This is a genomic window from uncultured Sphingomonas sp., from assembly GCF_964250165.1.
Classification (GTDB): domain Bacteria; phylum Pseudomonadota; class Alphaproteobacteria; order Sphingomonadales; family Sphingomonadaceae; genus Sphingomonas.
The window spans coordinates 43,120-55,011 of the sequence record NZ_CAXUEK010000014.1 but is presented as its reverse complement, the minus strand read 5'-3'; the positions used below and the strand labels follow the sequence as shown (position 1 = coordinate 55,011).

Here is an 11,892-nt window from a genome sequence, read left to right as displayed (position 1 = left end):
AGATGCGCAAGAACCGCATCCGCGTGCTGACCGGCGACGAGGTGCTGGTCGAGCTTACCCCCTATGACCTGACCAAGGGCCGCATCAGCTACCGCTTCATGCCGGGCCGCGGCGGCCCCGGCCCGTCCTGATCGCCGCGCGGGCCGGAGCGCCCGTGCAGCTGGTCCTCGCCTCCTCCTCCCCGCGTCGCCTGCAGCTGCTGGAGCGTCTCGGCGTCGTCCCGATGCGGATCGCCGCGCCGGCGGTCGACGAAGCGCCGCGCAAGGCCGAGCTGCCGCGCGCCTATGCGCTGCGCCTGGCGATCGCCAAGGCGGAGGCCGTCGCGCGCGCACCCGAGGAGGCGGTGCTGGCCGGCGACACCTGCATCGCGCTCGGCCGCCGCATCCTGCCGCCCGCCGAGACCGAGGCCGTGCAGCGCGACCTGCTCGCCAGGCTCTCCGGCAGGCGGCACCATGTCCTCTCGGCGGTGTGCGTGATCGACGCGAGCGGCCGCACCCGCACGCGGCTCGCCGACACGATCGTCGCCTTCAAGCCGCTCTCGCCGGCGGAGATCGACGCGTATGTCGGCACCGGCGAGGGTCTGGGCAAGGCGGGCGGCTATGCGATCCAGGGCTATGCGGAAGCGTTCGTGCGCTTCCTCGCCGGCTCGCACTCGGGCGTGATCGGCCTGCCGCTGTTCGAGACGCGCGCGCTGCTCCGCGCCGCGGGGCTCGCGCTTGGCTGAGTGGCTGTACGAGGCCGGCATCGGCGAAGCGCGCGCGGCGCTGATCGAGGATGGTGCGATCGTGGCGGCGGCGATCGAGCCGGAGGGGACGCTCCCGGTCGGCACGATGGCGCCCGCCCGCCTGATCGACCGCGCGACCGGGCGCGTCCGGCTCGCCGACGGCATCGAGGCGCTGCTCGCGCAAACGCCGCCGCGGCTGACCGAGGGGGCGGGGCTCACCGTGGAGGTCACGCGCGAGGCGATCGCCGAGGCCGGACGCGTCAAGCCCGCCCGCGTGATCGTGACCGACGCAGCCCCCCGGCCCGGCCCGGCGCTGCTCGACCGCCTCGCCGGCCCGCCCGTCCGCCGGCTCGCCGCGCATGAGCCCGACGCGCTGGAGGAGGCGGGCTGGTCCGAACTGCTGGAGGAGGCACGCACGGGCGACATCGCCTTTCCGGGCGGCGCGTTGCGGATGACGCCGACGCCTGCGATGACGCTGTTCGACGTCGACGGCGCCGCGCCGCTGGAGCCGCTCGCCGTCCGCGCGGCCGTCGCGATCGGGCGTGCGGTGCGGCGGCATGGCATCGCCGGCTCGATCGGGATCGATTTCCCGACGCTGGCGGGCAAGGCCGCACGCCAGGCGGTCGCCGCCGCGCTCGACGCCGCCCTAGATCCGCCGTTCGAGCGCACCGCGATGAACGGCTTCGGCTTCCTCCAGGTCGTTCGACCCCGCCTGCGCGCGTCGTTGCCCGAACTGCTGCGTGCCGATCCGATCGGCGCGGGCGCGCGCGCGGCGCTGCGCCGGCTGGAGCGCGAGCCCCCCGGCGCGCCCGCCGCGCACCGCTTGCCCGCCGCCGTGCTCGCCCGGCTGGAAACGCGGCCGGACTGGCTGGCGGAACTGGCGCGGCGCACGGGCGTCACCCCCCGCCTGGAGTGTGCGTGAATGCCGAAGACGACTGCGCCGCCGACCTGCCCGATCTGCGACAAGCCCGCGGTCCCGGCGCACGGTCCCTTCTGCTCGCGCGGCTGCCGCGACCGCGACCTGCTGCAATGGCTGTCCGACGGCTATCGGCTGCCCGTCTCGCCGGATGCCGAGGACGGGCTGGACAACCCGCCGGGCGCTGACTAGACGCGCCGCTCGCGCTCCCGTGCCCAGGTAGCTCAGTTGGTAGAGCATGCGACTGAAAATCGCAGTGTCGGCGGTTCGACCCCGTCCCTGGGCACCATTTCGCGCTTGATGGCGCGGACCTGCGTAATCTAAAATTAGGGACGTTCGGGCCATGCGTCCGACATGCCGCCCCTGCCCCTCATCGCGGCGCGCCCGCCGCGCCTGAGCGAGCTGGGCGACGCGCTGCGCCGGGTGGAGAGATCGGGCATCTTCTCCAATCACGGCCCCGAGGTGCGGGCGTTCGAGGCCGAGGCGACCACGCAGCTGTACGGTGGCGTCGGCGCCAGCCTGGCGGTGGCGAACTGCACGCTGGGGCTGATGATCGCGCTGAAGGATGCCGCGCCACGCGGCGGGCTGTGCATCATGCCGGCGCTGACCTTCGCCGCCACCGCGCAGGCAGCGCTCTGGGCGGGGCTGACGCCGCTGATCGTCGACATCGACGCGGACGGCTGGGCGGCGGACGCCGCCGCGGAGGCAGCCGCGCTCCAGGCCCATGGCGATCGCGTGACCGCGCTGCTGCCCTATGCGGCGTTCGGCGATGCCATCGCGCTCGATCGCTACCGCGACTGGGCCGGGCGCCGCGGGATCGGCGTGGTGATCGATGCCGCTGCCTCGCTCGGGACGCTGAACGCGGACGGCAACGGTTTCGGCGCCGATGCGCCGTTCGCGGTGGTGGGATCGATGCACGCCACCAAGACCTTCGCGATCGGCGAAGGTGGACTGGTCCATAGCGGCGACGCCGCGCTGATCGCCCGGCTGCGGGCGATGGCCAATTTCGGCTTCGAGGGCGGCCGCAGCGCGACGCTGCCCGGCCTCAACGCCAAGCTGCCGGAGGTGCTGGCGGTCGCCGCGCGGGCGAAGCTCGCCGAGCTGGACGCGGTCGCGAACGCGCGCGCCGCGATCGAGGCGGCGTATCGCGAGGCGCTGGACGGCTTCGAGCTCCAGCGTGTGCACGGCGTGCGGCGGGCCCGCCAGTTCATGCCGGTGCTGCTGCCGCCGCATCTCGCCTGCCGCCGTGCGGCCATCACGGCGGCGCTGGCGGCGGAGGGCGTCGGGTCCGGCCAGTATTTCAGCCCGCATCTGGGCGAACAGCCCTATATCCGCGCGCAGGCGCTGATCGAGCCGACCCCGGTCGCCGACGCGGTCGCCGCGCGCATCCTGTCGCTGCCCGTCACCGACGCGATGACCCCCGCCGACGCGCATCGTGCCGCCGAAACGCTCCGGCGCGCCTGCGCCGCGGCGGACCGGCGGCCCCGCGCCATCGTTCGTCCCCCCGCCCTGCCGATCGCCAACGTCGCGATCGTCGGGGCGGGGCCGGCGGGCACGGCGCTGCTTACCGCCGCCGCGAAGCACGGGCGACTGGAGACGCTCGCGGACGGGCTGCTGCTGGTCGAGCGCGACGCGGGCGTCGGCAGCGGCCGGCTCGGCGGCTACGCCATCACCTCCGATTCGACTGCCGATACCTTTCTGAGCGCGGTCAGGGACAACCCGCACGCCGAACTGGCCGCGCTCGCCGATCATCCTGCGGCGCGCGCGGTGGCGGCGCATGCGGGCAGGCTCGGCGTACCGCTCCCCCAGGTCGGCGTGCTCCTGCGCGAGACGGGCGAACGCCTGGCCAACCTCGCCCGCGCGAGGGGTGCCGAGGTGCTGACCGGCACGGAGGCGCTGGTGGCGCGCCTCGGCCATGACGGGCTGTGGACGCTCCGCTTGAGGCGCCTCGCCGACAGTACGATCATCGAGCGCCGGACGCGCGCGCTGGTGATCGCGACCGGCGGCGGCCAGCCGCTCGAACGGCTCGCCGTCCAACAGGTCGCTGGCGCGCCGCTGATCGCGCTGACACAGGGCCGGCTGCTCCAGTCCGACGGGGTGTTGGCGCGCGGGGGCGCCGCGCAGGTCGCGGACCTGCTCGCGGGCAAGCGGAGCCCACGCATCGCGGTGGTCGGCGGCTCGACCAGCGCGCTCACGACGGTCGCGCTGCTGCTGAAGGGCGAGCCCGCGCTGCCGCTCGGCGCCGGCGCGATCACGCTGCTCCACCGCCGCCCGCTGCGGCCCTTCTACCCGTCGGCGGAGGCGGCGCTGGCCGAGGGTTTCACCGATTGGGGCCCGGACGACGTCTGCCCCGTTTCCGGCTTCATCTATCGCCTGGCGGGCTTCCGCCTGGAGGCGCGCGAGCTGGTGCTGCGGATGCTCGGCGTCGACGGTCGCGCGCCTGATCCGCGCGTCGCGCTGCACCGGCTGACCGGCGATGACGACGCGACGGCGCGCGCCATCCTGCGCGAGGCGGACCTGGTGATCGCCGCGCTCGGCTATCGCCCCGTCGCACTGCCGCTCGCCGACGCGACCGGCCGGCGGCTGCGCCTCGCCGCGGATGACGGCGCGCCGCTGGTCGACCGGCATTGCCGCATCGTGGCCGCGGACGACACGCCCGTCCCGAACGCCTACGGCATCGGCCTCGCCGCCGGCTTCGTGCCCTGGGGAAGGCTGGGCGGCGAAGCGAGCTTCGCCGGTCAGGCCAACGGGCTGTGGCTGTGGCAGAATGACGTCGGCATGATGATCGTGGATCAGTTGCTCTGCGGGGCCGAGCGGGTCGCGGCGTGAGCGCGGCGGCCCCCACCGTCAGCGTCGTCACCGCCGCCTATGACGGCACGGCCTGGCTGCCCGCGACGCTCGACAGCCTGCGTCGCCAGACCTTCACGGATTTCGAGGTGATCGTCGTCGATGACGGTTCCACCGACGGCACGCGCGCGCTGGTCGAGGCATGGCCTGACCCGCGCGTCCGCCTTGTGCCGCTCGCGCGGAACGGCGGCCCGGTCCACGCGCGCAATCGCGGCGTCGCCGAGGCGCGCGGCCGTTACATCGCCGGGCTCGATCAGGACGATCTGTGCCGGCCGGAGCGGCTGGCGCGCCAGGTGGCCTATCTCGACGGGAATTCCGACTGCGCGCTGGTCGGCACGCAGGTGGAGGTGCTGCGCGGCGAGACGGTATCGCCGTCGGCCTACCCCGTCGCGACCACGCCGGGCCTCATAGACTGGCTGCTGGCGATCGAGAACCCGCTCGCCTGGTCCAGCGTCATGCTGCGCGCCGAGGTCGCGCGACAGCTCCTGCCGTTCACCCGGCCCGAGCGGCTCTATGCCGAGGACCTGGACCTGTACCAGCGCCTACGTCCGTTCGGCGCGATCGCGCGGCTCGACGAGCCGCTGATGCTCTACCGTCAGCATCCCGGCGGGATCTCCAAGCGCTTCCAGCACCTGATGTCGACCAACGCCCAGGCGATCATGGCCGAGCGCCACGCCGCGCTGGGCGAGGCCGCCCCGCGCGCGGCGGCGCTGCTGGTGCGCCACGTCATGGGCGGCGAGGCCGTCCCCGGTCGCGCGGCGCTGGCCGAGCTGGGCCTGCTGATCGGGCGGTTGCAGGCGGATCATCTCGCCACCCATCGCCCGGACGCCGCGACGCGACGGCTCATCAAATGGGAAACCGCCCGGCGCTGGGCGAGGATCGGTCGCGCCGGGCTGCGCAGCGGCGCGCTGACGCTGGCCGACGTGCTGGCGGTGCGCCCGCCGCATCTGGGGCTGGGCTATGCCGGCGCGGACGCGCTGGCGCTGGCGGGGCTGGTCGGCGGCGGCCGGCGCGCGCTCGGCCGCGTGCGGACCTAGACCTTGGCCGCGTAGATCATCCGGCCCGACCCGAGCCGCCGGAACACTTCGTCGAGATCGCTTTCGCCGACGGCGAAGCAGCCCTGGCTCCGGCCGAGCATCCCGTGCGTGCGGATCATGTCCGGGTTGGAATACCAGGCGGCGTGGACGACGATGGCGCGGGCGAGCGCGTTGTCGTTGGTGGCGTCGAGCCCGACCAATCGCTGCGATCGGCCATGCTTGCCGACATAATAGTCCTGCGTCACGAACGCGCCCTCGCACGAGGCGTTCGATCCGGCGTCGTTGGAGAAACGATGCAGCCAGCCCGTATGGCTGGGGTCGGAGCCGGCGCCGTGGGCGACCAGGAACGACTGGCTGGTCCCGTTCGCCAGATCGACGAGGTGGAGGCGCTTCTCCGCCGATGCCGCCGCGAAATCGGCGATGGCGATGCGATCGTGATCGGCGACGCGCCCGCGATGCGCGTCGAGCGCCGCCAGCGCGCGGCGGAACAGCTCGGGCCGCACCACGCGCGGCGAGGTGAGCGGCCGGGCGGCGACCATCGGCAACGGCGGCTGCGATGCCGGCTTGAGCGCCGCCTGCGTCAGCCGCTGGGCGGTGGCGACCGCACCGGGTACGACCATGGCGCCCGCCAGGATCAGCCCGGTCCTGACCACCGTCCGACGGCCCGTGGTCGTCTCAAGCATTTGCACCATCAACGAAAAACCCCGTTCGCCAGTCGTTGCTGTAGCAGAAACGGACGACGGATTGGTGAAGCCGCAGCGCAGCCCGGCGCACGCCTGCCGCCGTTCGGCGCAGCAGACCGCGCCTGCGAACGCTGGGGTCATGGCACGATTCGCATGTCCGCGCGTTCGGGGGGCACGGAGGAATGGACATGCGTTACGGCGCAAGGGCGCTCCTGGCCATCGCCGGAGCAGCGTGTTTCGTCGTGGGTGCGAGCCCCGCGTCGGCCAGCAGCGCGGCAAGCACGGCCGCGGTCGAGACGGCAGCGGCGACGCTGGGCCCCAATCAATTCGTGTGGGGCGACGAGGATGATGGTGCGCCGGTGCGCATCGTCGTTAACATCGGCGAGCAGCGGCTCTACGTCTATCGCGGCGAGACGCTGGTCGCGGCGACGGCGGTGTCGACGGGCAAGGATGGCAATGAAACGCCGTCGGGCAGCTTCACCATCCTCCAGAAGGAGGTGGATCACCGCTCCAACCTCTACGACGATGCGTCGATGCCGTTCATGGAGCGGCTGACCTGGGACGGCGTGGCGATCCATGCCGGGCGCAACCCCGGCTTTCCCGCCTCGCACGGCTGCATCCGCGTGCCCACGGCATTCGCGAAGAAGCTCTACGCCATCACCACCGTCGGCACCGAGGTGACGGTGATCGGCGCCGACGGCCTGGTCGCGCCGACCCCACCGACCGTCGACGACAGCGCGGACGAGACGGCGGCGGCGAACCGCGCGGCGCAGGAGACGGCAGCGAAGTAAGCTGCCTCACCGGTCCGACGCGCTTTGCCGTCGACCCCGCGCAGGCGGGATCCGTTATCGTCCCACGCTATACGCCATCGGGTGAACGGACCCGCTTTCGCGGAGATGACGAAGACACGTCACCGCCCCCGTCGCAGGCTGCCTCGCGCCAGCCAGCCGCCCAGCACCAGCAGCACCAACGGCGCCGCCCACAAGGCGGCGGTGGCCCCGCCCAGCGGCGGATCATAGGTCACGTAATCGCCGTAGCGCGCCACCAGCCAGCGCCGGATGGCCTCGGGCCGCTCGCCCCGCGCGATCCGCTCGCGCACGAGCGCGCGCATCGACGCCGCCATGTCCGCGTCCGAATCTGCGATCGACTGGCCCTGGCAGACCAGGCAGCGCAGCGTCTCCATCAGTGCCCTGGCCTGGGCCTCGGCCGCCGGATCGCGCAGCTGCGTATCGGCGAGCGGTGGTGGCGGTAGGTTCGTGTCTGCCGCGACCGGCGCGGCGATCAGTGCCAGCGCCACCACGATGCGCCTCACGGCCGCACTCCGGCCAGGCGCGCGAGTTGCTCGACCTCGTCGGCACGGATGTCGCCGACATGCTGGTCCAGGATCGTGCCGTCGCCTGCGACCACGAACGTCTCCGGGACGCCCGACGAGCCCAGCGCCAGCTGGAAGCGGCTCTGCTGATCGTCCCCCAGCCGGTCATAGGGATCACCGTAGCGCCGCAGGAAATCGGCGATCGCCGGCGCGGTGTCGCGGATCGCGACGCCGTCGATCGGCACACCCATGGCCTTCAATCGCATCAACTGCGGCGACTCGGCGGCGCAGGGCACGCACCAGCTGGCGAAGACGTTGACCAGCCGCGTCGGCCCGCCGCGATAGTCGGCGTCGGTCAGCCCCGCGCGACGGGGCAGCAGCCCGGGCAGCCGAAAGGCGGGCAGCGTGCGCCCGATCAGCGCCGAGCGCACCGTCCGGTCCGCCGGCCGCCACAGTCCGGCCGTGACGACCCCCAGCACCGCCAGGAAAACGGCGAGCGGGACCCAGCGCAGCAGCGTCGGTCTCACGCCCCTCCCCTCACGCCCATGCATCGCGCCACCGCGCCCGCTGCTCGCGCCGCCAGCGGCCGGCGAGCGACAGCGCGCCGCCGATCGCCACCAGCGCGCCGCCCGCCCAGATCAGCGTCACGAACGGTTTCCACCACAGCCGCAACTGCCAGCGCCCGTCCGCGCCCGCCTGGCCCAGCACGGTGTAGAGCTGGCCGTCGAGCGCGGTGTGGATCGCGCTCTCGCTGGTGGTCGTCGGCGGATCGGCGAAGAAGCGCTGCTGCGGATAGAGCGCGAGCGTATCGTCGCCGCGCGCCGCATCCAGGCGCGCCTGCAGCGCCGACCAGTTCTCCCCGATCACCGGCGAGATGCCGCGCAGCACGACCGTGTAGGGACCGACCGCGATTGCCTGCCCCACTCGCGCCGCGACCAGCCGCTCGGTGGTGAAGGCGCTGTCGCACGCCATCCCCGCCAGGCTCACCGCGATGCCGAGATGCGCCACCGCCATGCCCCAGGTGAAGAGCGGTGTCCGGCGCAGGTCACGGCCCCACAGCGGCGCCAGGCTCGCCACGGCCAACCCGGCGGCGAGGCTGAGCCCGACCAGCGGCAGCAGGCCCATATGCGCCGCCGCGATCAGCGCCGCGGCCGTCGCCAGCGCCGCCGCCAGCGGCCAGGTCACGCGCGCCAGCACCGCGCGGGGTTCGTCGCGCCGCCAGCGCAGCAGCGGCCCCACCGCCATTGCCATCACGAGCAGGAGCGCGATCGGCCCCGCCGCGTGATCGAAGAACGGCGCGCCGACCGACAGCTGCACACCGAAGCCGGCCGCGACCAGCGGATACAGCGTCCCGATCAGCACCACGCCGAGGATCACCGACAGCAGCAGGTTGTTGACCACCAGCGCGCCCTCACGACTCACGGCCTCGAAGGTGTTGCCCTGCCGCACCGTGCCGATCCGCGCCGCGAACAGCGCCAGCGCGCCGCCGATATAGAGCGCCAGCAGCGCCAGGATGAACGCGCCGCGCCGCGGATCGACGGCGAAGGCGTGGACGCTGGTCAGGATGCCCGAGCGGACCAGGAAGGTGCCGATCATGCTCATCGAGAAGGCGACCACCGCCAGCATCACCGTCCACGCCCGCAGCCCGTCGCGGGTCGCCAGCACCGTCACCGAGTGAAGCAGCGCGGTCGCCGCCAGCCACGGCATCAGCGAGGCGTTCTCCACCGGGTCCCAAAACCACCAGCCGCCCCAGCCGAGCTCGTAATAGGCCCAATAGGAGCCCGCGGTGATCCCCAGCGTCAGGAAGATCCACGCGCCCAGCACCCAGGGCCGCATCGCCCGCGCGAACGCCGGGCCGACATCGCGCGTCACCAGCGCGCCGACCGCGAACGAGAAGGCGACCGAGATGCCGACATAGCCGATGTACAGCGTCGGCGGATGGAACGCCAAGCCGGGGTCCTGCAGCAGCGGGTTCAGGCCCTGGCCGTCGACCGGCGCGGGGCTGAGCCGCGCGAACGGATTGGAGGCGAACAGCAGGAAGGCGTAGAAGCCGAGCGCGATCCCCGCCTGCGCGCCCAGCGTCGCGACCAGCGTCCGCTCGGGAAGGCTCCGCTCCAGCAACGCCACCGCGCCGCCCGCCAGCCCCAGGATGGTGACCCAGAGCAGCATCGAGCCCTCGTGATTCCCCCACGCGCCGGCGACCTTGTAGAGCATCGGCTTGGCCGAATGGCTGTTCTCCGCCACCAGCGCGACGCTCATGTCGGAGCTCGCGAAGCACGCGATCAGCGACAGCATCGCCGCCACCGCCAATAGGCCCTGCACCACCGCGACCGGGCGGACGGCAGAGGCGAGCAACGCCGCCCGCGCCCCGTCCGGCCGGCGCATCGTGACCACCGCCAGCATCACCTGCAATGCGGCCAACGCCGCGGCCAGCCACAGCGCCGCCAATCCCGCCTCGGCCGTCATCGGCGCAGCGTCTTGGTCTCGTGCATCGCGCCCGCGGCGGTCTGGACAAGCGGCGGCGGCATGTATTTCTCGTCATGCTTGGCGAGCAGGTCGGTCGCGACGAACGCCCCGTCGGGACGGAACGCGCCTTCCGCGATGACGCCCGACCGCTCCCGGAACAGGTCGGGCACGATGCCGGCGAAGGTCACGGGCGTGGAGGCCTGCCCATCGGTGACGACGAAGCGAACCGTCACGCCATCCGGCGCGTGCCGCACCGATCCCGCCGCGACCATCCCGCCCAGCCGCACCGCACGCCCGACCGGCAGCCCGTCGCGCCGCGCGTCCGAGGGCGAGTAGAAGAACGCCGCCTGATCCTTCAGCGCCGACAGGGCCAGCAGCGCCGCCGCGATCACCGCGGCGACCGCGAGCAGCGCCAGCGTCAGGCGCTGGTTCTTGGCCGTCATTTCTCGGCGCGCCGCATCGCCAGCCAGCTGACCAGCGCCAGGCCCCCCGCCGCGACGAACGTCAGCAGGTAGGCAGCGATCACGAACGGCCAGGGGTTCATGCGCGCGTCATCCGTCGCAACCGCGCCTCGGTCCGGGCGCGGGCCAGCATGGCGCGCATCCGCATCAGCACGATGCTGGCGAACAGCAGCGTGAAGCCGAGCAGCGTCAGGGGCAGCGGCCACAGGATGGCGCGATCGATGGTCGAGCTCGTCAGCCCGATGGAGGGTCCCTGGTGCAGCGTGTTCCACCACACCACCGAATAGCGGATGATCGGCAGCAGCACCGTGCCCGCCACGCCGAACACTGCCGGCACCCGACCGTCGCCGCCGCGCTCGGCGTCGGCGCGGGCGAGCGCGATCCAGCCCAGATAGACGAAGAACAGCAGCAGCATGGACGTCAGCCGCCCGTCCCACTGCCACCACGTTCCCCAGGTCGGCCGCCCCCAGATCGAACCGGTGACCAGACAGACCCCTGCGAACAGCGCGCCCGGCGCGGCGATCGCGCGCGCGGCGATCGCGGCGAGCGGATGGCGCCAGACCAGCTGCGCGAGGCTCGCCGCCGCGATCCCGCTCCATCCCGCCATGCCGAGCCACGCGGCCGGCACATGGATGTAGAGGATGCGCACCGTCTCGCCCTGCAGATAGTCGGGCGGGGTCAGCGCCAGCCCGGCCCAGCAGCCAATCGCGAGCAGCGCCGCGCCCGTCCAGCCCAGGATCGGGGTCAGCGGCCGGGCGAGCCTCAGGAAGCGTGCAGGATTGGCGAGGGCGTGGAGGGCGGGCACGATCGGCCCGGCAGATAGGCGCAAACGCCCGCTCCGTCACCCCTTTACCGGCCGCGCGAGGCTCAGCCGGTCACCTTGTGCAGCGCGTCCTTGGCCGCATCCACCGCCTTGCCGATCACGCCATGGTCATGCTCCGCGGCCTCGGCCTCCGCCTTGGTCTTGAAGCTGACGCCGGCCGGCTCGGCGGGCGGCGCGTAGACCGAGAACAGCTTGAGCGGCGCCGAGCCGGTGTTGGTGATGTTATGGAGCGTGCCCTGGGGGATCACGAGCATGTGATTGACGCCCACCTTGGTGCCATGTCCGTCGAGCTCGGCCCGCCCTTCGCCGGCGACGAAGAAGGTGGTCTGATCCGCCCGGTGCGTCTCCGCGCCGATGTCCTCGCCGGGCTGGAGGTGCATCAGGACGATCTGGACGTTCTTGTCCAGATAGACCTCCTGCTGGAAATGCGTGTTCCTGGTCGCCAGCTCGACCATGTCCTTGTTGAAAATCGCCACGAATACGTCTCCGTCATCGGTTCGCCCCCGATAACGACGCGGCGGCGCGTTGGATGCGTCCGGAGGGAGCTTGTCAGCGGAACGAGCCGCTGAGCATCACGCCGAATACGCGCGGATCGTTGTAGATGCCGGCGCGGTAGTTCGACG

Annotated in this window: 13 protein-coding genes, 1 tRNA gene and 1 pseudogene; 8 read left to right on the top strand and 7 right to left on the bottom strand. The window is 72.8% G+C overall.

The window, feature by feature from the left end; translation table 11 throughout:
- The 7 genes and pseudogenes from ACFE64_RS04945 to ACFE64_RS04915 form a co-directional block, all read left to right on the top strand.
- Positions 1 to 131, top strand: a pseudogene (locus tag ACFE64_RS04945) (translation initiation factor IF-1); the annotation flags it as partial.
- A gap of 23 nt (positions 132 to 154) precedes the next feature.
- Positions 155 to 724, top strand: coding sequence for a Maf family protein (locus ACFE64_RS04940; protein ID WP_375391343.1), 570 nt, complete (start codon positions 155 to 157; stop codon positions 722 to 724).
- Complete coding sequence (locus ACFE64_RS04935) at positions 717 to 1,646, top strand: ribonuclease (protein WP_375391342.1); 930 nt, start codon at positions 717 to 719, stop codon at positions 1,644 to 1,646. Before ACFE64_RS04940 ends, ACFE64_RS04935 begins: the two co-directional genes overlap by 8 nt.
- A complete protein-coding gene (locus ACFE64_RS04930) occupies positions 1,647 to 1,832 on the top strand; it encodes a DNA gyrase inhibitor YacG (protein WP_375391341.1) in 186 nt (61 codons plus the stop codon).
- Between the two features lie 21 nt (positions 1,833 to 1,853).
- Positions 1,854 to 1,929, top strand: a tRNA-Phe gene (locus ACFE64_RS04925).
- 65 nt (positions 1,930 to 1,994) lie between these two features.
- Positions 1,995 to 4,469: a DegT/DnrJ/EryC1/StrS family aminotransferase gene (locus tag ACFE64_RS04920; protein ID WP_375391340.1), complete on the top strand. Its 2,475-nt coding sequence runs from the start codon at positions 1,995 to 1,997 to the stop codon at positions 4,467 to 4,469.
- On the top strand, positions 4,466 to 5,524 hold the full coding sequence (locus ACFE64_RS04915; protein WP_375391339.1) for a glycosyltransferase family 2 protein: 1,059 nt from the start codon (positions 4,466 to 4,468) through the stop codon (positions 5,522 to 5,524). Before ACFE64_RS04920 ends, ACFE64_RS04915 begins: the two co-directional genes overlap by 4 nt.
- On the opposite strand, the gene ACFE64_RS04910 is transcribed toward ACFE64_RS04915, so the two are convergent.
- Complete coding sequence (locus ACFE64_RS04910; protein WP_375391338.1) at positions 5,521 to 6,207, bottom strand: murein L,D-transpeptidase catalytic domain family protein; 687 nt, start codon at positions 6,205 to 6,207, stop codon at positions 5,521 to 5,523. The two genes, ACFE64_RS04915 and ACFE64_RS04910, sit on opposite strands and share 4 nt — an antisense overlap.
- Positions 6,208 to 6,395: 188 nt before the next feature.
- On the opposite strand from ACFE64_RS04910, the gene ACFE64_RS04905 reads away from it, so the two are divergent.
- The gene (locus ACFE64_RS04905) at positions 6,396 to 6,998 is read left to right on the top strand and encodes a L,D-transpeptidase family protein (protein ID WP_375391337.1); all 603 of its coding nucleotides are present in this window, start codon (positions 6,396 to 6,398) and stop codon (positions 6,996 to 6,998) included.
- Positions 6,999 to 7,117: 119 nt separating this feature from the next.
- Here ACFE64_RS04905 and ACFE64_RS04900 read toward each other — a convergent pair whose 3' ends face one another.
- The 6 genes from ACFE64_RS04900 to ACFE64_RS04875 form a co-directional block, all read right to left on the bottom strand.
- Positions 7,118 to 7,519, bottom strand: a complete 402-nt coding sequence (locus ACFE64_RS04900; RefSeq protein WP_375391336.1) for a cytochrome c-type biogenesis protein CcmH — start codon at positions 7,517 to 7,519, stop codon at positions 7,118 to 7,120.
- Complete coding sequence (locus ACFE64_RS04895) at positions 7,516 to 8,070, bottom strand: redoxin family protein (protein WP_375391335.1); 555 nt, start codon at positions 8,068 to 8,070, stop codon at positions 7,516 to 7,518. The genes ACFE64_RS04900 and ACFE64_RS04895 overlap by 4 nt, the downstream gene beginning before the upstream one ends.
- Complete coding sequence (locus ACFE64_RS04890) at positions 8,057 to 9,985, bottom strand: heme lyase CcmF/NrfE family subunit (protein ID WP_375391334.1); 1,929 nt, start codon at positions 9,983 to 9,985, stop codon at positions 8,057 to 8,059. The genes ACFE64_RS04895 and ACFE64_RS04890 overlap by 14 nt, the downstream gene beginning before the upstream one ends.
- Positions 9,982 to 10,428 (bottom strand): cytochrome c maturation protein CcmE, encoded by a 447-nt coding sequence (ccmE, locus tag ACFE64_RS04885; protein WP_375391333.1) that lies wholly within the window; start codon positions 10,426 to 10,428, stop codon positions 9,982 to 9,984. Before ccmE ends, ACFE64_RS04890 begins: the two co-directional genes overlap by 4 nt.
- 97 nt (positions 10,429 to 10,525) lie before the next feature.
- A complete protein-coding gene (gene ccmC, locus ACFE64_RS04880) occupies positions 10,526 to 11,251 on the bottom strand; it encodes a heme ABC transporter permease CcmC (RefSeq protein WP_375391332.1) in 726 nt (241 codons plus the stop codon).
- 62 nt (positions 11,252 to 11,313) lie between these two features.
- A complete protein-coding gene (locus tag ACFE64_RS04875; protein ID WP_375391331.1) occupies positions 11,314 to 11,745 on the bottom strand; it encodes a cupin domain-containing protein in 432 nt (143 codons plus the stop codon).
- Between the last annotated feature and the right edge of the window lie 147 nt (positions 11,746 to 11,892).